Genomic DNA, 25,762 nt, shown 5'->3' with positions numbered 1-25,762 from the left:
GATTTAGACTGCCATCAATTTAGATTCGGCAGCATCTAAATAACGACTCTCCTCTTGCAAAGAAATCTCGCTAAAGTCTTCTGGCCAGTCTCCAAAAGCTCCTGTTTCATCAAGTTCGGCTGTAGTTACTTTTGTAAAGCCATTATCATCTTGACTAAACCAATGCAATTTCACTTTTTCAGCCGCAATTTTATCTTCAGCAATAAGTGATTGCACTCGTCTAATTAATAACTCACTATGGGTTTCGACAACGACTCTAACACCTCGATTTGCGGCATTAACAAGGAGTTGCGCTAGGTTAGCTTGGGCGCGAGGATGTAAATGAATTTCTGGTTGTTCTAAATATACTAATTGCTCTGGTTCAGCGACTAATAAGGCTACAACTACTGGCAAGGTTTGTGATAATCCAAATCCAACATCAGCAATACTAACCATGTCATTAGATTTGCTATTGCCTTTATTTACCGATCTACCAACTCTCACTTCAATTTGTGTATCGTCAATTTGTTTTGTATCAACTTTCCAAGTTAACCCTAATATTTGAAGTGCCTCATCCAGTTGTTTTAGCCGTTTATCTTTATTAATTTTCCAATCATGAATAATATTAGCAACGTAATTCTCAAATGTTCCAGTAAAACTTCCACCTACAAAGCTAACAGGATAGGTACGTTCAGGATTTCCTCTTAATCCTGGTACATGTATCAACTGACGAATTTGCATTTCTATAGAAAGACATAAACCCTCATTGCCAAATGCTTTAAGTAAACGTATTAATTCAAGTAAATTTACAGATAAACCAAACCGTGGATTTTCTATCGCCATCAAAGATGAAGAGTCCACATACAACAAACATTTATATCTTTCAATCCAAAACTTATGTTTGTCTGTTACGGGTACGGGATCATAATATGTATTCTTATAATATTTCTGAATCTGAGGGGGAAGATTATTTACTATGTTTTCGTGGGTCATATCTGATCGTAAGGTCATAGTTAGGTCTTCTTGTTTATACATTGAAGAATAAACCTGTATGCCTTTAACTTTATTTACCTTTTTGAAAATACTCTTCAGTATTTTCTGTTTTCCCATTTCTATGGAAACAGAAAAAATATTATTTGCAGACGATGAACCATTAAAGACTTTTGTAAATATTTGATCTGTTGAAGTTAAGCGAACATTTGCACCATTTAGCTTTAGAGAACCTGCATCATATATAGACTCTAAAGTTTGTTTCATTAACAATAGTGGCTGCATAATACTGGACTTACCAGAACTATTTGCACCAGAGAGAATAGTTAAAGGAGATATTTCAATACTGCATTCTTCTGCAAGCGACTTATATCCTGAAACAGAAATCCTTGTAATTCCTTTTTCGGGCTTACTATTCTGATCATCTTTTAATGTGCTTTTTGTTTTAGTCATTGACTTTAACTAGTAGAAAAACTTGGATAAATTCTTACATGTTTCAATTTTATAAGATGCAAGCAAGGAGCTTAAGCCCCTTGCTTGGAAAATGAGATATATCTGATTAACTATTATAAAGGTGGCAAATAACCCATTGCATCTTTGACAGCATTGAGGGTTTTAAAAGCAGTTTCAGATGCTTTTTCACGACCTTCTTTTAATACGTGATCAAGATAGCCTGACTCTTTGACCACTTCATCATACTTAGTTTGAATTGGCTCAAGATGCCCGATCGCCGCATCAGTCAACACAGTCTTAAAATCGCCCCAGCCGCGCCATGTCGCCGCCTCAGCTTGTACTTCTTCCTTAGTCTTATTCGCAAAAATTGCGTATAAACCGAGGAGGTTATTCGCTTCAGGGCGATCGCTATCATCAAAGGCTAACTCGCGCACTGCATCGGTCTTGCATTTCTTAATTTTCTTGGCAATCTCATCGGGCTTATCAAGCACATGAATCCGACTCATTTCCGAAGGATCGGACTTAGACATTTTTTTTGTGCCATCGGTGAGGCTCATCACCCGCGCTCCTTCCTTGCGAATTAAAGGATTCGGCACTTTCAAAACTGGTGCAAACTGATCGTTAAATCTTCCCGCAATATCTCGTGTCAGTTCCAAATGTTGCTTCTGATCTTCACCAACAGGAACTAGATCCGCCTGATACAACAAAATATCCGCCGCCATTAGCACAGGATAGTCCAGCAGCCCCACACCCACATTTTCGCCTTGCTTGATCGCCTTCTCCTTAAACTGGATCATCCGCTCCAACCAATTAAGCGGCGTGATGCAATTGAGTAGCCATGTGAGTTCAGCATGTGCCGAAACATGGGACTGCACAAAAATCGTAGAAATACTTGGATCAATGCCACAGGCAATATACAGTGCAGCAATATCGCGAGTATTGCTAGCTAAGGTTTTAGGATCGTGAGGGACAGTGATCGCGTGCAGATCGACAACACAAAAGAAGTTTTCGTAATCAGCCTGAGTCTCTACCCAGTTGCGAATTGCCCCCAAATAATTGCCAATGTGCAGATTGCCAGTCGGTTGTACGCCAGATAGAACTCGTTTTTGCATGGGATTTTTCAGATCATACAGAGAACGCTTTGCGCTCTATATATATTTAAATTACAGGTTGATAATGTATAACACCATAGAATAAGCGCTTCACGCTCATTCTATGTATTGGGGTTACAGGTTGATAATGTATTTACAGGAACAGGCGAGGGAAAAACGATCGCTCGACAAAAAGGCAAGCTAACTTTCCCCAGATCCTGCTCAAAAGCTTTTGGTATTGTACCAATTAGCGTTTCGACTATACTTTTACGCGGATCAGATGGCGCGACTTGGTAGAGAACACTCAGTACATCATCAGGAAACCAAGCTCGCACAAGGGTTAACAACTCTGATGCAGTTAATGGGCGATCGCGATTATCAGAATTTAGACGAATCCCCACTAAGCGATCGCGCTCAAAATAAATATTTGCCGTAAAGCCTCTCACATAAACGAGTTTGCGATCGGGCAAGGCATACAAGCCCTCGCCGCCTGGTTGCAACTTGTGAACGGTATATTCATCCCGATGAATCGTCGCGATCGCCGCCCAATTATTATCCTGAGCATATTTAAGAAACTGCGTCTCTAACATGCCTACATGTAAAGTATCAGGCTGTAATGGTGGACGCGCTCTCGTTTGGAGACTGGGCAAAGTTCTTACTGTGCCTAGCTTTTCATTAGCATTAGCTGAATTATCTGATCGCACCGCAGGAGTATAGGCGATCGCACTAAAGAATGTTGTCGCGATCGCCATACCAATACATATATAAGAGTTAACTCTTCTCGCCATACACTTACCTATACGGCACTACTGACAAGGCTTTAATTTTTCTGCTTCTACCTTAGCAAAAATTCTTGTTTATTGTGACTAAAAACGCCAAAATGAATTATAGCTATAGCTAATCAAGAGAGAGTTACGGCGCGAAGCGCCGTAACTCTCTCTTGGGTTTTAGTTCAGGCTGTGTAGCGGTTTCATGCTATAGGTAGTAACTAATAGTTTCTTGGCAATTTTGTTAGCTTATGTCCCTTAACCCTGAGTCAGAGTCCGATCGCGGGAAAAATAAAGCTTCCTCTAAAAGTTTTGAGGCAATGCGAAAGTTTTCCGAAAAGTACGCAAAAAATACAGGTACATTTTTTTGTGTTGATCCTAGCGTTACTAATGCCGTTATTGAAGGCTTAGCTAAGCATAAAGAAGAGTTAGGCTCGCCTCTCTGTCCCTGTCGCTATTATGAAGACAAGGAAGCTGAAGTCAAAGATACCTACTGGAACTGCCCTTGTGTACCGATGCGTGAGCGCAAAGAATGTCACTGTATGTTATTTCTGACTGAAGACAATCCCTTTGTTGGCACAAAACAAGAACTCGAAGTAGTTGAAATTGTCTACGATGCTTAAACAATAAAGGTGGTGCTTTGCATCACCTTTATTGTTTAAGCGCATCATGAGGCGATCGCGCCCAACAGACTTTTCCAGATTTTGCAAGCTCTAAAGATTTTGAGACGGCTTCACTGAGATTTTGCCATTTTACTTGCCGATCAAGCAGTAATTTACTAACTTTAGCTAGAGATTGCTCTCTCTCATAACGGATTTTAGAGAACATCAAGGGATCGATTCTTTGATAACTCGCATTACGAACTTCTAACATCGACTCATGCACCATAATCGCCACTTCTGAACCAATATTCATTTGGGCGTAATGTCGCAAATGAGCAATCCCCTTTGCGGAGGTTGCATAAAGTGGTGGCAGCCGATTTAAAGTTTTTGCCAACACATCTTCGAGACGAATAAACCGCAGATCAGATGGTGGAAAACTTTGCGCTCGGTTTTGCGCCATTCTAATGATCAGTCGCTCCAGAGAATGAACGAGATATCTGGATTCGAGGAGATAAATTTCATATTCTTTTTGCTTGGATTCAGGGACGGCATTGTATTTTTGCGTAGACTTCCCAAGATACATTTGAGAATTAACGGTTCTTCTTCCTAAAGCTCCATATTTACTAACACGCGGTGATGAGTTAGCAGAATTATATTTAGCGATCGCACTTTCTAGATTTTCTTCTAAAGCATTAGGCAAATCACACCACATGAGATTCGTCCAATTAAGTCGCTCTTGGGCATCAAGCAAAGCATAGGGTGCATTAGCTAACTCTATATCTTCCAATGGTTGAGGCTCACGTAATGGATCGCGACGCACTCCTAATAATGCTTGACGAATTGCCTTAGTAATATCAGCTTGCAGAGTCATGCATTCTTGTCTCTTTGTCTGCAAACCAACATCTGTAGAGGCAAACATCGGTGGTAACCGATTTAAGGCGTAGGCAATTACCTCATCAATATTATATTTATGCCTAATCCCACTACCTAAACCCTGAATTTGGGTATTGGCTTCTCTATAAACAAATTCAAGTAGGACGTTGCGGCAAGATTCCATGGGATTGACTGAATATCTATCTGTCAGTGCTTTCTATATAGCATTTCTAAATCATTTATAGATTTTTGGACTTGTAGAAGAGTAGAAAAACTGCTCATCAACAAGTCATTTAGAATTGGTATATTTAATACCAACTCACAAAAGTGTAACGATAATTTGGTGAATTAAAAAACAAACCCAGCAAGGGTTTGCAAAACACAAAATGGCGCAGCTATTTTGTGCTTTGGGATAAAGCTAAGAATGTAAAATCGTTGACCTCATAATATTTTCAGCTTTTAACAGGTAAAAAATTTCCTCTCTTTCATTAATGTACCCTTTAAAATATGGTCTAAGTGTTGCTGGTACAGAATTAATATTTTGCTCAAGATGATCGCTATGAATATTTACAACCCCCAAAATTTTAGGCACAACCAAGGCGAGAGAAAGTTCCTGCGCTGATATCAAAATTACTTCATAAAGTCTAATATTTTGATCTAGTGGCTGCAATCCCAATAGCATCGCCAAATCGATCGCCCAATAAACACGGCGACGACGGCTTAATATACCTAAGATACAGGACGGTTTATTCGGGACAGGAATAATGTGGGCAGCCTTAATCGTCAAAACCTCTTGGGTGAATTCACTCTCAAGTAAGCCGATAGTTTGCGGATCGATCACAAACTTCAGACAAGTATTTACATCTGGATCTGGCTTTGTGCCTATCTTTGCGTCTTTGGAATGATCGACACTCTCAAAAAGTGCTTGCATGGACATAGGTCAACTTTAGTAAACATTAATACCAATTCACAAAGGTGTGATCACACTTCTGTAAATTAAAAATCAAACCCCGTAAGGGTTTGCAAAACAAAAAATAACTACGCATTTTCTGTTTTGGTATAACCATGTATAGCGAGCAGTGAGCCCGTTTGTATACAGCATTATGGCTGCTTACGCCCCCATTTCTCGATCGCAGCCTGAATTTGCTCGACCTTAAATGGCTTAGCAATGAAATCATTCATTCCCGATGCCAAACATTTTTCGCGATCGTCCTGCATCGCATTAGCAGTAATTGCAATAATTTGCATAGATTTAGCGAGATTGGATAATTTATTCTGCCCACTTTGCTCTATAGCTCGAATTTGTCGAGTTGCCTCTAATCCATCCATTTCTGGCATCTGCACATCCATAAAAATCAAGTCATAGGATTGTTTTTGGATCGCTTCTAATACTTCAATTCCGTTGGCGGCAATATCAATACCGTAACCCATTTTCTCAAAAAGACGATTTGCTAATTTCTGATTGACAGGATTATCTTCAGCTAGCAAGATTTTGAGAGGAATTTGCTCAGCCAATTTGGGAATCTTACTTAACAAAGCTTTGTTTTCAGCAATCTCGACTGGCTCTAACACCATTTCCAAGGTCTGATTAGGAGAGCTTTGCACTGCAACGGGGTGATAGGGAATCGTAAATAAAAAGGTTGTACCTTGCTCGAAAACACTCTCAACCCAAATATCACCGCCCATTAAGCTAATCAGCTTTTTACAAATAGCTAAACCTAGCCCTGTACCTCCAAACTTACGAGTTGTGGAAGAATCTATTTGCGAAAATGGTTGAAATAATTTATCTAATTTATGAGATGGAATGCCAAGCCCAGTGTCTTTTACAGCAAAAAGAAGTTGATTGTCTTGATACTTGCTGACATCTATGGAAACTTTACCCTCAGAGGTAAATTTAATTGCATTACCCACCAAATTGACTAAAATCTGCTGTAAATAGTGGATATCTCCTGCAATAAGTGGAGAGATTTGAGGATCGATCAAGTATTTTACTTCTAAGCTTTTTTCCTTAGACATAAAGGTAACTAGACTGAGAACGGTTTCAATACATGCTCTTATTTCAAAAGGCTCTACTTCCAAACTGACTTTTCCTGATTCAATTTTAGAAAAATCCAAAATATCATTAATCAGCATTAATAGAGCCGCACCACTAGTATTAATTGTTTCCACATATTCGCGTTGCTCTGGCTCTAGCTCAGTATCTAGCAACAAATTAGTCATGCCAATTACGCCATTCATCGGGGTACGCAGTTCATGACTCATGGTGGCTAAGAACTCAGATTTAGTTCGAGCGATCGCTTCCGATATTTCCTTTTGTTGTTGCAGTTCTAATCTTAAGATATTCGTCTTGATCAAATCCTGAATGCTGAGGAAGCCAACTTTGACCACCATATAGACAAATAAAGCGCCAAAAAAGAAGATAACTCCTGTGAGAATCAGGATGAGCCATTGGATTTTCAAAGAGAACAGTATCAATATCCCCAAGTAGCCGAAGAGAAAGAAAATCATCAGCGATCGCAATATGTTCCAACTCTTGCGATACTTATTGTCTTGAAGTAAGGACAAAATCTTTTGTGTTTCTTTAATCGAAAGAAACATCACGAATCCGCCAAGGACAATTAAGACAATAGTAAAAAGATCGCTCATGCTCTTACAAACTTAGGCAGACACAAGTATATAGCAATGCAAGTTTTGCTTAGAATGTAAAACCCAAAAGAGTAATGACGGAGATAAGCGCTGTAATCCAAATGGAAAATCTTGAATGGCGATCGCTATACTAGTTATCTAGACTGAGTTAATCTTTGCACTGAAATATTTAGCTAACGCACAGAAAAAACATATGAATCTGAATCGCCGTAAGTTACTTTCTTGGTTTGGGTTAGGATGGCTGGCTACCCTTCTGCCATCGTCATTAGTTGGATGTAGTGAAGCTACTCCTCCTACTACAGCATCAACAGCATCAGCACCTGAAAGTGTCGCTGCTGCACCGAACGGAACTTTTAAAGCGATCGGTACAGTTGCTCAACTGGAAAAAGATGGTAATTTGCTATCCTCAGACAAGAAAATTGCTGTGGTACGCGATCCTCAAGATGCAACTAAACTGCTGGCTGTTAATCCGACCTGTACTCACAAAGGCTGTACGGTGAAATGGGAAAAGGCGAATAAGGAATTTGTTTGTCCTTGTCATGATGCCAAATTTGCGGCTGACGGTGCAGTTCGCCGAGGTCCTGCCGAAAAACCACTACAACGTTATGCTTCTAAAATTGAGAATGGACAAGTATTGGTTAGTGCATAACATTAAAAATCTTGCAAAGCAAGATTTTTAACTTGTGTCAAATCTCTATAAGAGAACTGTTTAGAATAAATGAAGGCGAAGCTTCGCGCCGCTTTCATTTATTCTAAACAAAACTTAGCTGCAATAATTTTGGTGTTTATGCTGTTTATAGGTAATATATTTTAGATATAACTTTTCTGATTTATATCTAAAATATATTATTTTTATGAATATTAATTATTTTAAGACGGGACTATTTGCAACTGCGGCGATCGCTTTACTATCGGCATGTAATACAACTCCTGCAACTACTGCACCAACAGAAACTGCGACTACGCCTACCGCAACTCCCACCACTTCTGCAACAACCTCTCCAACAACCCCATTTTCTGGAGAGAGAGAAAAGGCGATCGAGTCATCAGGAAGACTTTACTTAGGTTCGTTATCGAGAGCACAGCAAGCCTTCTTTATTGAAAAAGGTAAGTTTAGTAGCACTATTGATGATCTTTCAGTAGGAATCAAGGCTGAAGACAGTAATTATTTATTGCAAATCACTGACACTCAGCCGAAGTCAGTCACCATGACCGCAACTGCTAAACAAGATAATGTGAAAAGTTTTGCAGCTTCAGTATTTGCTGTTGGCAATACTGGTAGTGAGACAACCCTTTTTATCGTCTGTGGCACGGATAAACCATCCAAAACACCTCCTACAGGGATCACTGCACCTAAATCTGAGACCGATAAACCAACTTGTCCCACAGGTTCTTCTCCAGCTAAATAACTGATGATCGCATAAATGACTTATAGCGCTTCGCGCTCAAACCCAAACCAAGAGATTTTTTGAAAGTGTTGCGAAGCAACACTTTCAAAAAATCTCTTGTGGTTCGTTTAATCGGTAATTGCTGTAGGATTGCTATATATTGGTTAATATGGCGATCGCAGAATAAAAGCATAATTAAAGGATAACTATGTCAGGACATATCCTGCTTGTGGATGATGAACCAGGGCTGAGAGAAGCGGTACAAGCCTATCTGGAAGATAGTGGCTTTGCAGTACAAGTTGCCAACAATGCAAGGGATGCATGGCAACTGCTTGAGCAGACCACACCCGATCTCGTGATTTCGGACATCATGATGCCGCAGGTGAGTGGGTATGAATTTCTGAAGCAAATGCGCGAAGATGTGCGTTTTTTAAATTTGCCTGTGGTGTTTTTGACGGCAAAGGGCATGACTAAGGATCGCATCGAAGGCTACAACGCTGGTTGTGATGCTTATTTATCCAAGCCTTTTGATCCTGATGAGTTAGTGGCGATCGCTGAAAATTTGATAGCCCGTCGAGCAATCCAAGCGGTTACGGCAAATAGCAATACCTCAGAAATCACTGATCTGGCAGGTCAACTTGCCGAAATCAAGGCTCTGCTGAAACAAAAACCAGCGATCAATGTGACACCACCACCGATCAAGCTTGAATTTACTCCACGGGAGCAAAGCGTTTTGGAGCTTGTGGTTGAGGGCTTGATGAATAAGGAAATTGCTAAGCGGCTTGGCACAACCATTCGGAATGTGGAGAAATATGTCAGTCGGCTATTTAGTAAAACTGGTACAAGCAGTCGCACTGAATTGGTTCGCTATGCATTGCAACATGGTTTGATTGATGCTTATTCATAATTTAGTCTGGGCATATTTTAGGCGATCGCCCTTACATGAGCTATTTCGCGATCGCGTATACTCCGAACTTGTGATGGCAACACAGAAACAACGGCAACCGTCTCGCCTGTAAAGAGCATAAACTCGACTTCATAGCCTTTCTGTTGTTTATACACAAATACCACAGTGCCAATGTCACCAATTTCTAAGTCTGCTTCATCAATGCGATCGGCTAATACAACACGGTCTAATTCTTTAATCATTTTTTTGTGATTTATGCAGCTTTTTTGTCAGGTGTATAAAACTCAGCATTTTTACGATCTAATTCTGAAATGGCTGATTGGATTACATCAACTTCATGTTCAGCAAAATAGACTTCGCCACACTGATCGCAAACAAAGGCAGGAATTGCATCCCAATGTAAGTAGTAACCATTTTTCTGGATGCTAAATGGTGCAGTCTTTCTCTCCATGTGACCTTTGCAGTAAATACATTCCATTGTTATAACCTCTCTCTAAAATTGTTTGTCCATTGACTGCTGCTGGGTAGGTAAGCCGTAATAATTGCAAGGTATTCTGATTTAGGGGCACAAACTACATGAATTATTCGATCTGTTTGTACTGATTTGAGTAGTAAGCAGCTATGTCCTCTCGCATCTTCTGGATAGTCTTCTATCAATTCTCCTGTCATGACAGTTTCTCTAACTTCTTGAGTAGTAATCATTCGTTCTAGTCGAGACATTTGACGGAGCGCATGAGGAAGAAATAATATTTGCTTTTTTGCTGATTCTCTAACTCGTTGAAGAACGTCTTCCATAATTTTGACTCATGGCATGATTAAGTGTTCTTCTTGACGGCGCTCATCTTCGGGATAAAATAGCAATGGTTCAACCTCGTTATCTATTGAATATTGTTTAATCTGATCAACTGTTTCCACAGAGATATTTTGTTTCCCAAGGAGAACAAACGTTGGAAAGAATTTATTTGGACTATCTGGCGGATAGTGTTGCATCCTTAAATCCTTTAGTTTATTAATGTCTTTTTTCCATTCAATAATCTTTTGAGATTCGCTATGGTTAGTCCTAAATAGTTTAAGTTCAAGGATTATAATAGAGCTTCCCCACAAGGTGTATCCTTTTCGTGAATATAAGCTTCCTGAAGGATTTACATCGTATGTCTGCTTGTCAAGAATGATAATGTCTGGAACTTTTGTGAGCAAGTATGCCTCACCTAGAAGAGAAGGGTTACAGTGTATTCCAATCTGTTTGCTATTTGTTTTGTCACCCCAACCGGACTCTTTTCTAAGATCATACAGAAGGTGATGAAAAATCCATGCCTGTAGATCTGCTTCGGTTAATACCATCTTAGTATTACCAGTCTTTACAGCTTTTGTACAAAACCTATTAATAGATTTGATTACCTTGTTGAATAATTCTTCATTAACAGAGGAATTAGAGTTAAAAATTGGCATTGACTTTCCTCAAAAGAATCTTGATAACACTTTAATCCTCAATCTCCTCACAATCAAACCATCATCGTAAAAAATAATAATCGTATTACCAATTACATTAACGTCATTGACCCACTCGCGCAAAACCAAAATCAATGAGGTAAACATTGAGATAATTATCTGCCAGAATATTTTCAGGCTTAACGTCACGATGGATTACAGGCGGCATTCGCTCTTGCAGATGCACTAAAATTTCTAAAATCTGCACCGCAATTTGCTTAATTTGATCAGGCGTAAAACTCCGTCCCACCGCCAAAGTGTCCGCAGGGAAGTATTCAGTAACCAAGCAATAGCCGTTATCCGTCTCAAACTTGTCTAAATATTTGGGAATACCGCGATGACTTAAACCCTGTAGGCTTTGGATCTCACGCTCGATCGCACTAAATCCATCCCACCCCGCACTTTTAGAAAATTGAAATTGCTTGACTACAGCATCACAATTATCAGAAAGACGTTTTGCTAGATAAGTAAACCTGCCTCCCTCTGAGTTATGCCCCAATTCTTTGATAACTTGAAAGCCATGCGCCGCGAAATCAGGGAAAGAAGTCATAGGGTTTTAGTAATGAGTGACTACTAAATTAATTAGCTTGATTTTAGCTTTTTTACCGCAAGACGGCAATACAATGCTTTGCGCTTCAGAATTAATGATTTGACTTGGCGATCGCCGCTAATTTATCGAAATTAAATAACAATAGGAAGGGACTCGATCTCTAGGCTCCAATCTCTGCTCCTGCTTAACATAAATGAGTAAAGCGATACCAATTTTAATAGCGCGTCGAAGCCCAATGGGTTAGCTGCTAACATTTTTCTGGAAATTTCTAACCTAAAATACATTGCCCTTAATAATTAAACCAGAAGTAAAAAACTTTATTTTTTACTTCTGATTTTGTAAATATTTTTATATGCAGTGGTTTAAGTTTAATTGGCTGAGTATCAAATCGAAACTGATTGTCATGTTACTGACGGTTAGCAGTAGCTCAATCCTCGTCACCGCTTATCTGGGCTATCGCAGTGGTCAGGCTAATTTGACCGATCGCGTATTTAATCAGTTAACCAGTGTCCGTGCTTCCAAGGCTTATCAAATTGAATCCTATTTCAAAATGATTCGCAATCATGTACAGACCCTGAGTAATGATCTATCGACAGCATCGGCGATCGCTGAATTTACCAATGCTTACCGACAGCTTGAGAATGTACCATTACCTGCGGATACTTCTTCCAAAATTAATGGTTATTATGAGAATGAATTTCTGCCAAAGTTAGCACAGACAGAGCAAGGTTCACCTGTTCTCAATTCATTTTTACCAGAATCGATCGCCAGTAATTATCTGCAATATCATTACATCGCTAATAATTCTAACCCGCTAGGCAAAAAACATCTCTTAGATAAAGCTAAAGATAATAGCGAATATAGCCGTCTCCATGAGCGTTATCATCCGATCTTTCGGAATATCATTGAGAAGTTTGGCTACTATGATTTGTTTCTCATTGATCCTGATGGTCGCATAGTTTATACAGTTTACAAAGAGACAGATTTTGCGACTAGTCTCGTTGTTGGCGCATATAACGAAAGCAATCTTGCGCGGCTCTTTTCATCGGTAAGACGTTCCAAAGAAAAAAATTATGCAAGGATCATCGATCTAGAATCCTATGCTCCTTCCTATGGCGCACCTGCGGCTTTTATTGCGGCTCCTATTTACAGTCAAGATAAATTTATTGGTGTACTAGCGATTCAAGTCCCTGTCGATGAGATCAACAATGTAATGACGGGAAATCGCAAATGGGAAAGTGATGGCTTAGGCAAAAGTGGTGAAACTTATCTAGTCGGTCAAGATTATTTAATGCGCTCCGTTTCCCGATTTTTGATCGAAACTCCTGACGAATATATCAAGACTCTAGTTAATTTGGGTGTAAACAAAGAAACGATCGCCCGCATACAACAATATAAAACGTCGATTTTGGCGCAGATTGTGCGAACTCCTGCGGTTGAAGAATCGCTAATGGGTAAACAGGGACTTAAACTCATTCGCGATTATCGAGATATTCCTGTCTTGAGTTCCTACGCTCCTTTACAAATAGAAGGATTAAAATGGGCAATTTTATCGGAAATTGATTTAGCAGAAGCCTATGCACCGATTTATGACTTTGAACGTCAGTTATTGATTTCGGCAACTCTATTGATGTTGTTGGTAATCATCCTCGCAATGGTGATGGCTTCTCTATTTGTGAAACCGATTAATCAATTGATTGAGAGCGCTCGGAAAGTGGCGGCTGGTCAACTGAATGAGATCGCCGTTTTAGAGACTAAAGACGAATTTGGCGAACTTGCCCAATCATTTAATTTGATGGTAACAAGTTTGCATGATCAGACCAATTTAGTCGAAGAAAAGAATCGCGAGAATGAGCAATTGTTGCTGAGCATCTTCCCTGCGGCGATCGCCAAACGTCTAAAGCAAGGTGAAAAGAATATTGCCGAAAGTGCTTCTAATGTAACAGTGCTATTTTCTGATTTAACGGGCTTCTCAAAGTTGTCAGATTCACTCACCGCTTACGAAATTGTGAGCATTCTCAATGATCTGGTTACGAGTTTTGATGAAACTGCCGATCGCTATGGCATGGAAAAAATCAAAACCATTGGTGATAGCTATATGGCAGTCTGTGGCTTGTCAGTTCCCTATCTCGACCATGACAAACGGGCGATCGATTTTGCGCTGGAAATGCAAGCAATCGTGCGGCGGTTTAGCCAAGAGCGTGGTTTCCAACTAAACATTAGTTTAGGAATTAACTCTGGTGATATCGTGGCAGGCATCGTTGGCAGAAATAAATTTATCTACGATGTTTGGGGTGACACGATCAATATTGCTAGTTCCTTAAAGTCAGCCTGTCCCGAAGGCTCTATCTTGGTTTCTAACGAAATTTACCATCGCCTCTGCGACCTCTATGAGTTTGCACCACTAGCCACCAAAGTGGAAGATGGCACAAACCTATTACAAGCATGGCAACTCAAAAGCCCGATCAAAATCAAACCGAGTTAAAAACGTGACTACACCATATTTTTAACCTTATTGGGAAATTACAATATGCTCCAACCTAGTGCCAATTATTTATTTATTTGGGCGATCGCTTTAATTGTCGGATTAGCTCTATCAGTAATTATTCTCGGCGAAGTAATCTATCGCTTACAACATCGTCGTCGCCCCCTCGCCGCCACATTGCAGGTAGTGCGAAACTTGGTGTTGCCAATGCTCGCCTTCATGTTGTTTATCCAGTACGTGTTACAGCGTCCAGCCAATGACGAAATCGTGAAGAGTGTGCAGACTCTTTTTTGGATTTGCGTACTCCATGCAGCGCTCTCTTTGCTGAATGCCGTGATTTTTGAGCAAGCAAAGGCTGACACTTGGCGGGCGAGAGTTCCTAAGCTCTTAATTGATTTGTTTCGTTTGTTTTTAGTACTCCTAGGCACTGCGATCGTGCTAGCTACGGTCTGGAATGCTGATCTTGCAGGACTAGTTACGGCTTTGGGAGTTAGCTCGATTGTGATTGGTTTAGCGCTGCAAGATACGCTCGGCAGCGTCATGTCAGGGATTGCCCTACTATTTGAACGACCTTTTTCTGTGGGAGATTGGCTGACAGTGGGCGAAGTGACTGGTCAGGTGATTGATATCAATTGGCGCGCGGTGAGATTGCAAACCTTCGAGCGGGAAATGGTGATTATTCCCCACAAGCTCATCGGTAATGAAATTATTCGCAACTTTAGCCGCCCGATCGCCATTCATGCGGAAAGGATTCGGCATGGTTTCTCTTATAATGATCCGCCCAATTTAGCCAAGCATGTCCTATTGACTACTGCTTTAGAGACTGAAGGGATCTTAAAAGACCCTGAGCCAGAAATTTTTACGATTTCCTATGATGACTTTGCAATTACCTATGAAGTGAAATTTTATATCAGTGATTACTGCGACATTGAAAGCATTCGCGATCGCTTTATGAGTCGGATCTGGTACGCCGCCCAACGCAATAACCTGACGATTCCTTTTCCCATTCGGACTCTTTATCATTTTAATGGTCCCACCCTACAAGCTCAGGGAACTTCCAAAAAATTTACCGAGAGCCTGCAATCTATACCTGCCTTTGTGCCATTACAAAACCCTGATGCAGTTGCTGATGGGATTGATCTACAACATTATGGCGCAGGGGAGAAAGTCATCTGGCAGGGAGTCAGTAATAATTCCCTATATATTGTGATTGCAGGGCAAGCGATTATGACCGTAAGCGATCGCGACCATCTCGAACATGAGCTATTAACGATCAAGACGGGCGAGTTTTTTGGTGAGATGACCCTCTTTTCTGGTGAACCTAGTCCCATATCCATAACAGCGATCGCCGATCTAGAAGTAATGATGCTTTCGGCAAGTGCTGTTAATCAAATGATTGATCGCCAGCCCAGTTTTGCCCGTGAGATTAGTCAGATCTTAGAAACTCGCCGCCGCCTTGTAAATACAATCCAAAAAGCATGAAGCCCAATTCTTGGTTAGCGGCGCAAAGCGCCGCTAACCAAGAATTGGGCTTGAGCGCTTTGCGCCGCCAACTTGACTACCTCTTTGTATAGGTACAGCCAAATAGTCATCCATACCTTTAGCTAGATTCACATCTCGAAATACTTTGTTATATTTCTTTACATAAGGAATTCAAACAGAGGAAAAAACAATGACTAACAGCTACAGAGTAGATGAAAGAGGCGTTCTCAACAACTTCGCAATTGAACCAAAGATGTATGTTGATGATACTGAGAAAGCTGGTTTTACACCTTATGCAGAATTACTAAACGGTAGACTTGCCATGATTGGTTTTGTCTCTCTTCTAATTACTGAAGCTGCTACGGGGCATGGTTTGATTTGGTTGCTGGGGAATCTATAAATTTTGATTGTTACTCATCAGAGTATTTGAGACAAAGTAAAAAAGAATTTAAACAGAGGAAAAAACAATGACTAATAGCTACAGAGTAGATGAACGCGGTGTACTCAACAACTTCGCAATTGAACCAAAGATGTATGTTGATGATACTGAGAAAGCTGGTTTTACACCTTACGCGGAATTACTAAACGGTAGACTTGCCATGATTGGCTTCGTGTCTCTCCTCATTACCGAAGCTGCTACGGGGCATGGATTGATTTGGTTACTGGGGAATCTATAAACCTTGACCGTTCCCAATCAAAATGTTTGAGACAAAGTAAAAACGATTATTCGACCCTACCGAAAGGTAGGGTTTTTTATTTAGATTTTCTGCCAAAGCTGGATTTCATAACACAGATGCTTATGAAAAAGATTAGAGGCTTGTAGCCCTTCAGCAATCAATTTTTTGATTGACTTGCCGAAGAAGTAGCGCAGAACTTTATAGATTGGTGGCACGGCGATCGCGATCAGATTGCCGACATATTTCATCGTAGAAACCCCAAAGGTTTGGAAGCTCTGGACGCAGATATCTAGAGTTGGGGCAATATGTGCGGAAATATCATCCGTCTTAATCAACTTAAATCCAGCCTTCTCCATTGACTTATGCAGATCGGCATTAATCAAACAGTTGGAAAACATTCCTTCCTTATATTCAGGATCTTTCCGCAACATATCTGCTAACAGTACATAACTGCCAGATTTCGTCACCGCAGCCGAACCTTCAGCAATCATTTCTGGTGACATATATTGAGTGCTTTCACTAAATAGAACTAGGTCATAGGTAAGCTGTGAAGAATACTTCGCAGGGGCTTTCACAAATTCTTGAAAAATATCAATATGAAATAAAGCCTTGCCTTTGGTACGTTCTAGGAAGTTAGCTTGTTGCAATGGATCAGGGGCTAATCCCTCAACTTGCAAACCCTTCTCAATCATCGCCACGGCATTATCACCATTGCCACAACCAACATCTAAGACTGTATGAATATCGGTTGGCAGAAAAGAGAGAAGATGTGTTGCATAGGCTTCTTGGGCAGCACGCAGTTTGGTGACAGTCAACTCATCTGTGGGTAAAGGAATTGGTTCCCAATAACCATAGTGAAGATAAGAAGAGCCTGTCAGATCTCGGTAGTACTGGAGTGCAGCGTTTTGGTATCGAATTACATTGTTCATAGATTAGTTAATATAGCAGATTTCACATTAGGCATCTGGAGCTTAATACTTAATAAAGAACCCATTTTTTGTAAAAGCTGCTTAGCTGCCCTCACAAAAAGCGGTTCTTTAATTACTGATGTTACGTGGAACTCAGATGATGAATCTCTTGCTGCTAGCGTAACAGGGCAACCACGGGGTGATTGCCCCTACTACAATAATTTATATTCTGTAGGGGCTGCGCCCCCGTGCCAGCCCTAGACTTATATTATCTCAGGAATTCTATCCACGTAACATCAGGAATTACAACTTTTTTGCGCTCATTTATTTAATATGAGTTTCTAGGCAAGGTTGAAACTCTTCCCATCGGCGGCTGACTTGCTCGTAACAGTCGGGAGGAAAAATTTTCAGGTTTTGGAAGAGATTAATTTCGAGATGCTGCTCCATTTTCATCAGTAGAACCAACTCTTTATGTGGGGCATAATTCCCGACAGCTTGCACAAGAACAGTGATCAATTCTTGATCGAGAGAAAAAGCTTGAATTGAAGAGATTAATTCTTGTTCAGCAATAAATTGGGATTTGAATTGGGTAACTTCTAAACCTGTGTTACTGGGAGCGATCGCACTGCGATCAACATCACAAACTACGACTCCTCGACCATTTTGCAAAAAGCCTTGCCATGCCGAATAGCCGATCATCATTAAGTTGTTGTGAATAAAGCTTTTTTGCCAATAGCCAAAATTGCCTTGCCAGTCGCTATCTTTTAACTTCATCTATTACCTCGTAGATGTCGATTTATGGATTTGAAATGAGCTTCGGCGGGCGTTCTGACTCTTTCTGCTGATCAACAGAAAATCACAGTTGCGGGACAGCGTTGGATTTACACCAATCTTTCCCCATTACTTTCAGTGACTGCTCCTCACTAAAACCGAAAGCTGAAGTCAAAGTATAACATCTATGGCAATTAGCAATTTTTCATAGACAGGTTTGGTTTTTAATTCACAAAAGTGTTAGCACACTTTCGTGAATTGGTATTGCATCCGTTATATTAGGATAGGCAGCACTTGATATGGCTCATCTTCATCCTAAAATCCGACTATGGATCTTGAACTTTCGCGATTTTATAAGGCTTGTAATCCAACGCATCCCCTTGATTCTAGTAACGAAGAGGATCGCAGCTATTATGTCGATCTCTCAACAGTTCGCGGCGAGAAGCTGATTGAAAGTCTGTCCCGTAAGATTGTGCGGATTTCGCCCGATGAGTCAACCTGTCAGTTATTTACAGGGCATATCGGCTGCGGCAAATCGACGGAGCTTTTGCGGCTAAAGCATGAGTTGACCGAGAAAAAATTTCATGTGGCTTATTTTGAATGCGATCGCCAGTTGGAACTGAGCGATGTTGATGCTAGTGATATTTTGTTAGCGATCGCAGGGCAACTCAGTAATGGTTTAGAGAAAGAGGGAATAAACATCATCCCAGAATATTTCAGAAAATTGTTTGGCGAACTGAAGGATATTTTGCATACTAAACTCGATTTGAGTGCAAATTTCAAGCTGTCAGTGGGAATTGCTGAGATTACGGCTCAAGCCAAGAATAGCCCGTCATTGCGTCGGCAAATGCGCGAAAGATTGGAATCACGCACCAATAGCATTATCAATTCGATTAATAAGGAGTTACTCGCTCCTGCTAAGGAAAAGCTGAAAGCTAAGGGGCTGAATGGCTTAGTAGTGATTGTGGATAACCTCGATCGCATTGAAAATCGCATCGATCTGAAGGAGCAGTCAAGGGCTGGATATTTATTTGTGGAACGTGGCGATCAGTTGCGGGGTCTGGATTGCCATGTGGTGTATACGGTTCCATTATTATTGACTTTTTCTAATGATGCCGCGATCGTCACGAGTCGATTTGGAACTGACATTAAGACTTTGCCGATGGTTCCTGCGCGGTTGCAAGATGGCAGTGAGTGTGAAGCAGGAATGGCGCTACTCAGACAAATTGTGATGGCGAGAGCCTTCCCAAAGGTGAATTCTGTCCAACGGATTAATAGTGAATTTGTAAATAAAGTATTCGACACACCCAAAACTCTTGATCGCCTATGTCAAGCTAGTGGTGGTCACGTTCGTAATTTATTTCGATTACTGTATGGTTGTTTGGAACAGGACGATCCTCCGATTACGGCTAAACTGGTTGAGAGCATCATCGCTAAGGAACGGAATAAGATGATAAAAACGATTACTGATGATGAATTAGAATTGATTCAGAAGGTGAGACAAGATAAGCGGGTTCGGGGTGAATCGGAGTACCAGACGCTAATCAAGAGCCAGTTTGTGTTTGAGTATGAGTATCAGGGTAATAGTTGGTTTGATCGAAATCCGATTTTGGATGATTAGAGGAAAGTTCTATGAGCGATCGCACCGATATAATTGCAGATAATAATCGCGATGCCTTACGCAGATTGACGAGAATTGTGACGCGATCGCAAGGGTTTTCGTTGTCGATCGCTTTATCTAACTATCGAATTTTGCAAGAGCGCGTATTACAGGACTTGCGATCGCAACTTGCAGAGAATGGTTTACCAGAAACTGCGATCGCAATACTTGAACTAAAACCTGATGCAAAGACTTTACTTGCACCGATTCAGGAATTGATGGGCGAAGTGCAGCAATTACCACCAGAGCAGAAGCCCAAGGTTTTGATGGTTTTGGGCTTGGATGCGGTTACGGAAATCGAAGCGGTTTTGAAGTCGGCAAATCGGGTCAGGGAAGAATTTGCCAATTGTTTAGAATTTCCGATGGTGCTGTGGCTGAACGATCACACTCAGGATATTTTGACTCGCGAGGCGAGCGATCTGGCTAATTGGACTACAGCGGGGGCGATCGAGTTTCAGCTTGAGGCGATGGAATTAAAGGAACTGGTGCAAGATTCGATCAGAGCTACGTTTGATCGCTATTTGCAGTCTCAAGGTTTGGGGGATTGGGATGCGAGTTTGCAACAGTTTGAACTAATTACGGCGATCGCGGATTTAGAGGCTCAAGCGATTGAGCTTAGCGATGAGATTAGCGCAGGTTTAGATTTTGCGTTTGGCTGTATGGCGATGACTGAGGGGGAAATCGGGAAGGCAAAAGTCTTATTTGAGAGGAGTTTAGTTTTTTGGCGACAATCGGGGGAGCAGCTTAAACAGGCTGTATGTCTATTGCAATTGGGATTAGGCGATCGCAGTTTGGCGATGCGTGAGCGCTACCAGAAGCAGCCTTTTTATGTAACTTCTCAGCAGTATTTAGCTGAAAGTATAGATATTTTGCGGAACCTGCAACGGGGGGAATTGATGGCTTTTTATATCAATTTCTTGACTGCAACATGGGAGGAGTTATTAGCTCTCAGCCCCAGTGGGGCTGAGGAATTAGAAGCGCTTGTCAATGAAGCATTATCTCTCCATCAAATCTATCCCAATCTCCTCCGCGAATCCCACGATCGCGGGATTCTTGCGTCAGTGAAATTGATGCAACAGGACTATCGGGCGGCGAAGGAATCGGCGGAAGCGGCAATGGCGCTATATGCCCAAGGGGAAGCGCTGCAACTGTCTAACCTTGCACCTTCGCGGCGCTATGGCTATGCCAAATATGAGCTTTGGTTGGCACGGGCTTTGGAGGGATTGGGCGATCGCCAAGGTGCGATCGCGAGACTAGAGGGTGTGCGAGATCGCTGGCTTCGTGAGCAGCATCCCTATGACGCGCAGATCTATGTATCGGTTTTAGAGGAGTTGCGATCGCTTTACACTGCTTCGGGTTTATATTTGGAAGCCTTTGAGACTAAGCAACATCAGCGATCGGTGGAGCAGCAGTATGGGCTAAGGGCTTTCATCGGTGCGGGGACTTTGAATCCGAAGCGGGAAAGAACAAATTTCGATATGTATGCGAATGTTGCGGAACAGTCTGACAAAATCGCGCAGGAAATTGAAGCTTCGGGGCGGATGTTGGATGTGGAGAAGTTGGTCGATCGCATTGGTCAGGCGCGATATCCTTTGACTGTGATTCATGGCGATTCGGGTGCGGGGAAAAGCTCGATTTTGATTGGAGGCTTGGTTCCTGCCTTACGCACAAAGGGAACCATTGATGGGCGCAAGGTGTTAGTTTTCGCGATTAAAAATTACAAAGATTGGAGTGCGGAAGTCAAACACAAGTTACAAAAATATTTTGGTGATCGCCGTCCCGATCTCGACCCAATTCATCATTTCAAACGGAATATTGATGAGAATTATTTGACGGTGTTGATTTTCGATCAGTTTGAGGATTTCTTTTTTAAGAAGGAAGATTTTCGCGATCGCTTGCCGTTTTATAAGTTCCTGAAAGCTTGTTTGCATACGGATTTTGTGCGGGTGGTGTTGTCGCTGCGGGAGGACTATCTGCATTATTTGTTGGAATGCGATCGTGCTGTGGATTTGGAAAAGGTGGAGAATGATATTCTCGGTAAGCAGGTGCGCTACTATTTGGGGGATTTTACGCAGGATCAGGCGCGTCAGGTGATCGAGGCGTTGACTAGGCGATCGCAGTTACGTTTGGAGCCTAAGTTGATCGATCGCCTTGTGACGGATTTGAGTGGTGAGCAGTTGCGGATTTTGCCGATTGAGTTGCAGGTGGTGGGGGCGCAGTTGGAGTCAGAGGTTCCGCCAATCGCGAATCTGCGTGAGTATCTTGCCTTGACGGGGGATACGCATCGTAAGCCTAGTGAGGTGTTGGTGGAGCGGTGGTTGGAGAATGTGGTGCGGGATTGTGGGGTGGCGAATAAGGATTTGGCGGAGAGGGTGTTGTATGCGTTGACGGGGAATGAGGAGAAGCGTCCGCAAAAGACGCAAGCAGAGCTTGCGGCGGAGTTGTTGGGGGAGGATTCTGGCGATGGTTTAGGGGTTAGATCCCCCCTCCCCCCCTTGCAAAGGGGGGCTTTGGATACTTTAGGAAGTATAGATAACTCAGTCCCCCTTTCTAAGGGGGATGCCGAAGGCAGGGGGATCGAACCTCTCAACGAAGCAGAAAATCTCTCGCTGGTGCTAGCGGTTCTTGTTGGTTCTGGGCTTGCTTTTCGGGTGAGTAGTTCGCCTGATGACCGTTTTCAGTTGATTCATGATTATTTGGTTAGCTTTATTCGCAAGAAGTATGTCTTCGGCATGGCGGAAGAGTTGCGGATGACCAAAGAACAATTGCGATCAGCTCTAGAAGCAAAAGAGAAAGAACTCCAACGCGCCGAAATTGCCGAAATCGAAGCGGTGAGTATCACTTGTGAGGCTTATTGGCTAGCGCATAAGGAGTTAGATGCGATGGTGGCAGGATTAAGAGCCGCCAAACGTATCTTCGATCCTGATATCCGTAAGATCGTTCCTAACTATACTGAGGGTAGAACCTTTGGGCGATTATGGGAAGTTATCTATAATATTCGCGAAGCTAATCGCCTTGAAGAACATAGTAATAATGTTTGGAGCGTTACCTTTTCGCCCGATGGCAAAACCATTGCTTCTAGCAGTTCTGACAACTCCATCAAATTATGGAATCTCGAAGGTAAAGAACTACGGACGCTCACGGGACATAGCAATGGGGTTAGGAGCGTCGCCTTTTCTCCCGATGGCAAAACCATCGCCTCTGGCAGTGATGACAACTCCATCAAATTATGGAATCTCRAAGGAAAAGAACTGCGTACCCTCACGGGACATAGCAATGGGGTTAGGAGCGTCGCCTTTTCTCCCGATGGCAAAACTATCGCCTCTGGCAGTGATGACAACTCCATCAAATTATGGAATCTCGAAGGAAAAGAACTGCTTACCCTCACGGGACATCGCAGTCAGGTTTTGAGCTTAGCCTTTTCACCCGATGGCAAAACCATCGCCTCTGGCAGTAATGACAACACCATCAAGTTATGGAATCTCGAAGGAAAAGAACTGCGTACCCTCACGGGGTATCGTAGTTTTGTTAAGAGCGTAGCCTTTTCGCCCGACGGTAAAACCATCGCCTCTGGCAGTGACAACACCATCAAACTATGGAATCTCGAAGGAAAAGAACTGCGTGCCCTCACGGGGCATCTCAATTGGGTTAATAGCGTAGCCTTTTCACCCGATGGCAAAACGATCGCCTCTGGCAGTTCTGACAACTCTATCAAATTATGGAATATGGAAGGAAAAGAACTGCGAACGCTCACGGGGCATCTCAATTGGGTTAATAGCGTAGCCTTTTCGCCCGACGGTAAAACCATCGCCTCTGGCAGTTATGACAAGACGATCAAATTATGGAATAGTAAAGAACTGCGGACGCTCATGGGGCATAGCATTGGGGTTTGGAGCGTAGCCTTTTCGCCCGATGGCAAAACTATTGTATCTGGCAGTCAAGACAACACGATCAAATTATGGAATCTCGAAGGAAAAGAACTGCGGACGCTCACGGGGCATATCAGAGGGGTTATGAGCATAGCTTTTTCACCAGATGGCAAAATCATCGCCTCTGGCAGCGATTTCAAAAAAATCAAATTATGGAATCTCGAAGGAAAAGAACTATGGACGCTCACGACGGGGCATAGCAGAGGGGTTACGAGCGTAGCCTTTTCTCCAGACGGCAAAATCATCGCATCTGGTGGCGTAGACAACACGATCAAATTATGGAATCTCGAAGGAAAAGAACTGCGGACGCTGACGGGACATAGCAATGGGGTTTGGAGCGTAGCTTTTTCTCCCGATGGCAAAACTATCGCCTCTGGCAGTGATGATAACACTATCAAATTATGGAATCTCGAAGGAAAAGAACTACGGACACTGACGGGACATAGTGCTAGGGTTAGGAGCGTATCCTTTTCGCCTGATGGCAAAACCATCGCCTCTAGCAGTAATGACAACACGATCAAATTATGGAATCTCCAAGGAAAAGAACTGCGGATGTTCACAGGTCATAACAAAGGGATTAGGAGCGTAGCTTTTTCTCCCGATGGCAAAACCATCGCCTCTGGCAGTGATGATAACACCATCAAATTATGGAATCTCGAAGGAAAAGAACTACGGACACTAACGGGACATAGCAACAACGTTAATAGCGTTGCCTTTTCACCAGATGGTAAAACAATCGCATCTGGTAGTTCTGACAACACAATCAAATTATGGGATATCGATCCAGAGTTAGCAATTTCTGAAGCCTGCGATTGGCTACGCCCTTATCTCACCAATAACCCCAATGTTTCTGAAAGCGACAGACAGCTTTTGGAAAGTAAAAAGTAGAAAGGAAAAAGGAAAAAATTTGATTTTGGTCAAATTGTGAGGGGCGAGATCTCCGACTTTTTCTGTGTAATTACAGATCACCTTTCTCCACCACCAAAAAAGTCGGAGATCTGTATCCTTTTCAGGCAGACTCAATCAGCAAATACTACGCTTTCAGCGATCGCTTATCCCTGCATTTCCCTCCACACCTTCAGCGATAAATCATCCCCACATTGCAAAGTTCTGGGCAAAGCATTCCCAAAACAACGCAATCTTCAAAATTGATAGATTACTGCGGAAATGCTTTGCCCCTACATGACAATCTGTAATTATCTGCTTTATTAACGGTCTATAATTGTCAATAAACATCTAAACACCGAAGATAAAAAATGTCCGATACTAGTTCCTAACAACTATCACAATCTTAGAAGACAATGAAAGCACTTAAATCAATGGCGACCATTAACGAGCAAGGACAACTAACCCTAGATTCTCCTCTCATAAACGATAAAAATAGCCGAGTAGAAGTTATCGTTCTTATTCCCGAACAGATAGACCTAGAAGATCAATCACAATCAGAAGTCTTAGCAGATTTTCGTCAAGCTTGGCATGAAGCCATGACAGGAAAAACCATCCCAGTATCTCAACTTTAGAAGATATTCAGAGCATCATTGCCGCATATGAAACAGGCGATACTAATTAAAAAGTCACTCTATTTTTCGTAGTGAAATTTGCAACTCAAAATGATCACCGCATCCTCACTCACCTTATAGACCAAACGGTGTTCATCCGTAATCCGCCTTGACCAACAACCTTTCAATTCATGTTTGAGAGGTTCAGGTTTCCCAATACCTGTAAATGGATTGCGTAACGTATCATCAATCAATTCAACAATTTTGGCATAGACCTTTTTATTTTCCTTCACCCAGCCATTAAACTGTTGGAAAGCCTTTTGCTCAAATATGATATTTCTCATGCCACTCCTCTGCAGAGAAAGAAACCAAATTTTCGCCACTCTCCACATTGGCGATCGCAGCTAAAAGGCGATCGCGATTTGCCTTTGTCGAAAGTAAATACTCTGTTTCATCCTGAGACTCAATCAACAAAATCACTTCAATTGCAGTACCTTCAGCTAATTCAGGTGCATGAAGCTCAATTTTGCCATCTTTGCCCACAATGCCAAACTGCTTAATTGCCGTAACCATTGCCATACCTCCAAATCTAGCAAAAACCTAGCATATTTCCCAAG

The 25,762-nt window shown here is 41.9% G+C and carries 26 protein-coding genes and 1 riboswitch; of the genes, 11 read left to right on the top strand and 15 right to left on the bottom strand.

What is annotated here, in order from left to right; genetic code table 11:
- Positions 1–3: 3 nt before the first annotated feature.
- The 3 genes from B9G53_RS17565 to B9G53_RS17555 form a co-directional block, all read right to left on the bottom strand.
- On the bottom strand, positions 4–1,422 hold the full coding sequence (locus tag B9G53_RS17565; protein ID WP_094534608.1) for a DUF3696 domain-containing protein: 1,419 nt from the start codon (positions 1,420–1,422) through the stop codon (positions 4–6).
- A gap of 113 nt (positions 1,423–1,535) precedes the next feature.
- Positions 1,536–2,534: a tryptophan--tRNA ligase gene (gene trpS, locus B9G53_RS17560; protein ID WP_094534606.1), complete on the bottom strand. Its 999-nt coding sequence runs from the start codon at positions 2,532–2,534 to the stop codon at positions 1,536–1,538.
- A gap of 101 nt (positions 2,535–2,635) precedes the next feature.
- Complete coding sequence (locus tag B9G53_RS17555; protein WP_141211812.1) at positions 2,636–3,301, bottom strand: hypothetical protein; 666 nt, start codon at positions 3,299–3,301, stop codon at positions 2,636–2,638.
- A 230-nt stretch (positions 3,302–3,531) separates the two neighbouring features.
- On the opposite strand from B9G53_RS17555, the gene B9G53_RS17550 reads away from it, so the two are divergent.
- The gene (locus tag B9G53_RS17550) at positions 3,532–3,903 is read left to right on the top strand and encodes a ferredoxin-thioredoxin reductase catalytic domain-containing protein (protein ID WP_094534602.1); all 372 of its coding nucleotides are present in this window, start codon (positions 3,532–3,534) and stop codon (positions 3,901–3,903) included.
- Positions 3,904–3,931: 28 nt separating this feature from the next.
- Here B9G53_RS17550 and B9G53_RS17545 read toward each other — a convergent pair whose 3' ends face one another.
- From B9G53_RS17545 to B9G53_RS17535, 3 genes are all read right to left on the bottom strand, one after another.
- Entirely contained in the window at positions 3,932–4,939 is a 1,008-nt protein-coding gene (locus tag B9G53_RS17545; RefSeq protein WP_094534599.1) for a late competence development ComFB family protein, read from the bottom strand.
- 234 nt (positions 4,940–5,173) lie between these two features.
- A complete protein-coding gene (locus B9G53_RS17540; RefSeq protein ID WP_094534597.1) occupies positions 5,174–5,692 on the bottom strand; it encodes a chemotaxis protein CheW in 519 nt (172 codons plus the stop codon).
- Between the two features lie 164 nt (positions 5,693–5,856).
- Positions 5,857–7,401, bottom strand: coding sequence for an ATP-binding protein (locus B9G53_RS17535; protein ID WP_094534595.1), 1,545 nt, complete (start codon positions 7,399–7,401; stop codon positions 5,857–5,859).
- 193 nt (positions 7,402–7,594) lie between these two features.
- Here B9G53_RS17535 and B9G53_RS17530 point away from each other — a divergent pair, with 193 nt between their 5' ends.
- The 3 genes from B9G53_RS17530 to B9G53_RS17515 all read left to right on the top strand — a co-directional run bounded on the left by B9G53_RS17530 (position 7,595) and on the right by B9G53_RS17515 (position 9,696).
- Complete coding sequence (locus B9G53_RS17530; protein ID WP_217901617.1) at positions 7,595–8,050, top strand: ubiquinol-cytochrome c reductase iron-sulfur subunit; 456 nt, start codon at positions 7,595–7,597, stop codon at positions 8,048–8,050.
- A 205-nt stretch (positions 8,051–8,255) separates the two neighbouring features.
- Complete coding sequence (locus B9G53_RS17525; protein WP_094534593.1) at positions 8,256–8,810, top strand: type IV pilin-like G/H family protein; 555 nt, start codon at positions 8,256–8,258, stop codon at positions 8,808–8,810.
- A 187-nt stretch (positions 8,811–8,997) separates the two neighbouring features.
- Positions 8,998–9,696: a response regulator transcription factor gene (locus B9G53_RS17515; RefSeq protein ID WP_094534589.1), complete on the top strand. Its 699-nt coding sequence runs from the start codon at positions 8,998–9,000 to the stop codon at positions 9,694–9,696.
- A gap of 17 nt (positions 9,697–9,713) precedes the next feature.
- Here B9G53_RS17515 and B9G53_RS17510 read toward each other — a convergent pair whose 3' ends face one another.
- From B9G53_RS17510 to B9G53_RS17490, 5 genes are all read right to left on the bottom strand, one after another.
- Entirely contained in the window at positions 9,714–9,938 is a 225-nt protein-coding gene (locus B9G53_RS17510; RefSeq protein WP_094534587.1) for a DUF4926 domain-containing protein, read from the bottom strand.
- Positions 9,939–9,949: 11 nt separating this feature from the next.
- Entirely contained in the window at positions 9,950–10,174 is a 225-nt protein-coding gene (locus B9G53_RS17505) for a YgiT-type zinc finger protein (protein ID WP_094534584.1), read from the bottom strand.
- Between the two features lie 2 nt (positions 10,175–10,176).
- Entirely contained in the window at positions 10,177–10,491 is a 315-nt protein-coding gene (locus tag B9G53_RS17500) for a DUF4258 domain-containing protein (protein ID WP_217901616.1), read from the bottom strand.
- Positions 10,492–10,500: 9 nt separating this feature from the next.
- The gene (locus B9G53_RS17495; RefSeq protein WP_094534580.1) at positions 10,501–11,145 is read right to left on the bottom strand and encodes a hypothetical protein; all 645 of its coding nucleotides are present in this window, start codon (positions 11,143–11,145) and stop codon (positions 10,501–10,503) included.
- Between the two features lie 103 nt (positions 11,146–11,248).
- On the bottom strand, positions 11,249–11,734 hold the full coding sequence (locus B9G53_RS17490; protein WP_094534578.1) for a protein kinase family protein: 486 nt from the start codon (positions 11,732–11,734) through the stop codon (positions 11,249–11,251).
- 352 nt (positions 11,735–12,086) lie between these two features.
- On the opposite strand from B9G53_RS17490, the gene B9G53_RS17485 reads away from it, so the two are divergent.
- The 4 genes from B9G53_RS17485 (at position 12,087) to B9G53_RS17470 (ending at position 16,378) form a co-directional block, all read left to right on the top strand.
- Positions 12,087–14,219, top strand: coding sequence for an adenylate/guanylate cyclase domain-containing protein (locus B9G53_RS17485; RefSeq protein WP_094534576.1), 2,133 nt, complete (start codon positions 12,087–12,089; stop codon positions 14,217–14,219).
- Positions 14,220–14,264: 45 nt separating this feature from the next.
- Positions 14,265–15,701: a mechanosensitive ion channel family protein gene (locus tag B9G53_RS17480; RefSeq protein ID WP_094534574.1), complete on the top strand. Its 1,437-nt coding sequence runs from the start codon at positions 14,265–14,267 to the stop codon at positions 15,699–15,701.
- Positions 15,702–15,891: 190 nt separating this feature from the next.
- Positions 15,892–16,101: a chlorophyll a/b-binding protein gene (locus B9G53_RS17475; RefSeq protein WP_094534572.1), complete on the top strand. Its 210-nt coding sequence runs from the start codon at positions 15,892–15,894 to the stop codon at positions 16,099–16,101.
- Positions 16,102–16,168: 67 nt separating this feature from the next.
- Complete coding sequence (locus tag B9G53_RS17470; RefSeq protein ID WP_094534572.1) at positions 16,169–16,378, top strand: chlorophyll a/b-binding protein; 210 nt, start codon at positions 16,169–16,171, stop codon at positions 16,376–16,378.
- An 80-nt stretch (positions 16,379–16,458) separates the two neighbouring features.
- Here the strand turns inward: B9G53_RS17470 and B9G53_RS17465 are convergent, their stop codons facing one another.
- Together B9G53_RS17465 and B9G53_RS17460 are read right to left on the bottom strand one after the other, a co-directional pair.
- A complete protein-coding gene (locus tag B9G53_RS17465; RefSeq protein ID WP_094534570.1) occupies positions 16,459–17,307 on the bottom strand; it encodes a bifunctional 2-polyprenyl-6-hydroxyphenol methylase/3-demethylubiquinol 3-O-methyltransferase UbiG in 849 nt (282 codons plus the stop codon).
- Positions 17,308–17,610: 303 nt separating this feature from the next.
- Entirely contained in the window at positions 17,611–18,060 is a 450-nt protein-coding gene (locus B9G53_RS17460; RefSeq protein WP_094534568.1) for a hypothetical protein, read from the bottom strand.
- Between the two features lie 26 nt (positions 18,061–18,086).
- A riboswitch (cobalamin riboswitch) is annotated at positions 18,087–18,235 on the bottom strand.
- A gap of 150 nt (positions 18,236–18,385) precedes the next feature.
- Between B9G53_RS17460 and B9G53_RS17455 the strand changes: the two genes are divergently transcribed.
- The 3 genes from B9G53_RS17455 (at position 18,386) to B9G53_RS17445 (ending at position 25,166) form a co-directional block, all read left to right on the top strand.
- Entirely contained in the window at positions 18,386–19,678 is a 1,293-nt protein-coding gene (locus tag B9G53_RS17455; protein WP_094534566.1) for an ATP-binding protein, read from the top strand.
- An 11-nt stretch (positions 19,679–19,689) separates the two neighbouring features.
- Positions 19,690–24,534: a WD40 repeat domain-containing protein gene (locus B9G53_RS17450; RefSeq protein WP_094534564.1), complete on the top strand. Its 4,845-nt coding sequence runs from the start codon at positions 19,690–19,692 to the stop codon at positions 24,532–24,534.
- Positions 24,535–24,947: 413 nt separating this feature from the next.
- Complete coding sequence (locus tag B9G53_RS17445; protein ID WP_094534562.1) at positions 24,948–25,166, top strand: hypothetical protein; 219 nt, start codon at positions 24,948–24,950, stop codon at positions 25,164–25,166.
- Positions 25,167–25,225: 59 nt separating this feature from the next.
- Here the strand turns inward: B9G53_RS17445 and B9G53_RS17440 are convergent, their stop codons facing one another.
- Together B9G53_RS17440 and B9G53_RS17435 are read right to left on the bottom strand one after the other, a co-directional pair.
- The gene (locus B9G53_RS17440; RefSeq protein ID WP_094534560.1) at positions 25,226–25,489 is read right to left on the bottom strand and encodes a Txe/YoeB family addiction module toxin; all 264 of its coding nucleotides are present in this window, start codon (positions 25,487–25,489) and stop codon (positions 25,226–25,228) included.
- Positions 25,470–25,718 carry a hypothetical protein gene (locus tag B9G53_RS17435; RefSeq protein ID WP_094534657.1) on the bottom strand — a complete coding sequence of 83 codons (249 nt, stop codon included), beginning with the start codon at positions 25,716–25,718 and terminating at the stop codon, positions 25,470–25,472. Before B9G53_RS17435 ends, B9G53_RS17440 begins: the two co-directional genes overlap by 20 nt.
- Positions 25,719–25,762 lie beyond the last annotated feature (44 nt).

It is taken from the genome of Pseudanabaena sp. SR411, from assembly GCF_002251945.1.
Lineage (GTDB): Bacteria > Cyanobacteriota > Cyanobacteriia > Pseudanabaenales > Pseudanabaenaceae > Pseudanabaena.
The sequence above is the reverse complement of the archived record's forward strand: the minus strand, read 5'-3'. Positions and strand labels throughout refer to the sequence as shown.

Coding starts and splice junctions, on each gene's coding strand:
- B9G53_RS17565 (WP_094534608.1), bottom strand. CDS start 1,422: ATGACTAAAACAAAAAGCACATTAAAAGATGATCAGAATAGTAAGCCC.
- trpS (WP_094534606.1), bottom strand. CDS start 2,534: ATGCAAAAACGAGTTCTATCTGGCGTACAACCGACTGGCAATCTGCAC.
- B9G53_RS17555 (WP_141211812.1), bottom strand. CDS start 3,301: ATGGCGAGAAGAGTTAACTCTTATATATGTATTGGTATGGCGATCGCG.
- B9G53_RS17550 (WP_094534602.1), top strand. CDS start 3,532: ATGTCCCTTAACCCTGAGTCAGAGTCCGATCGCGGGAAAAATAAAGCT.
- B9G53_RS17545 (WP_094534599.1), bottom strand. CDS start 4,939: ATGGAATCTTGCCGCAACGTCCTACTTGAATTTGTTTATAGAGAAGCC.
- B9G53_RS17540 (WP_094534597.1), bottom strand. CDS start 5,692: ATGTCCATGCAAGCACTTTTTGAGAGTGTCGATCATTCCAAAGACGCA.
- B9G53_RS17535 (WP_094534595.1), bottom strand. CDS start 7,401: ATGAGCGATCTTTTTACTATTGTCTTAATTGTCCTTGGCGGATTCGTG.
- B9G53_RS17530 (WP_217901617.1), top strand. CDS start 7,595: ATGAATCTGAATCGCCGTAAGTTACTTTCTTGGTTTGGGTTAGGATGG.
- B9G53_RS17525 (WP_094534593.1), top strand. CDS start 8,256: ATGAATATTAATTATTTTAAGACGGGACTATTTGCAACTGCGGCGATC.
- B9G53_RS17515 (WP_094534589.1), top strand. CDS start 8,998: ATGTCAGGACATATCCTGCTTGTGGATGATGAACCAGGGCTGAGAGAA.
- B9G53_RS17510 (WP_094534587.1), bottom strand. CDS start 9,938: ATGATTAAAGAATTAGACCGTGTTGTATTAGCCGATCGCATTGATGAA.
- B9G53_RS17505 (WP_094534584.1), bottom strand. CDS start 10,174: ATGGAATGTATTTACTGCAAAGGTCACATGGAGAGAAAGACTGCACCA.
- B9G53_RS17500 (WP_217901616.1), bottom strand. CDS start 10,491: ATGGAAGACGTTCTTCAACGAGTTAGAGAATCAGCAAAAAAGCAAATA.
- B9G53_RS17495 (WP_094534580.1), bottom strand. CDS start 11,145: ATGCCAATTTTTAACTCTAATTCCTCTGTTAATGAAGAATTATTCAAC.
- B9G53_RS17490 (WP_094534578.1), bottom strand. CDS start 11,734: ATGACTTCTTTCCCTGATTTCGCGGCGCATGGCTTTCAAGTTATCAAA.
- B9G53_RS17485 (WP_094534576.1), top strand. CDS start 12,087: ATGCAGTGGTTTAAGTTTAATTGGCTGAGTATCAAATCGAAACTGATT.
- B9G53_RS17480 (WP_094534574.1), top strand. CDS start 14,265: ATGCTCCAACCTAGTGCCAATTATTTATTTATTTGGGCGATCGCTTTA.
- B9G53_RS17475 (WP_094534572.1), top strand. CDS start 15,892: ATGACTAACAGCTACAGAGTAGATGAAAGAGGCGTTCTCAACAACTTC.
- B9G53_RS17470 (WP_094534572.1), top strand. CDS start 16,169: ATGACTAATAGCTACAGAGTAGATGAACGCGGTGTACTCAACAACTTC.
- B9G53_RS17465 (WP_094534570.1), bottom strand. CDS start 17,307: ATGAACAATGTAATTCGATACCAAAACGCTGCACTCCAGTACTACCGA.
- B9G53_RS17460 (WP_094534568.1), bottom strand. CDS start 18,060: ATGAAGTTAAAAGATAGCGACTGGCAAGGCAATTTTGGCTATTGGCAA.
- B9G53_RS17455 (WP_094534566.1), top strand. CDS start 18,386: ATGGATCTTGAACTTTCGCGATTTTATAAGGCTTGTAATCCAACGCAT.
- B9G53_RS17445 (WP_094534562.1), top strand. CDS start 24,948: ATGAAAGCACTTAAATCAATGGCGACCATTAACGAGCAAGGACAACTA.
- B9G53_RS17440 (WP_094534560.1), bottom strand. CDS start 25,489: ATGAGAAATATCATATTTGAGCAAAAGGCTTTCCAACAGTTTAATGGC.
- B9G53_RS17435 (WP_094534657.1), bottom strand. CDS start 25,718: ATGGTTACGGCAATTAAGCAGTTTGGCATTGTGGGCAAAGATGGCAAA.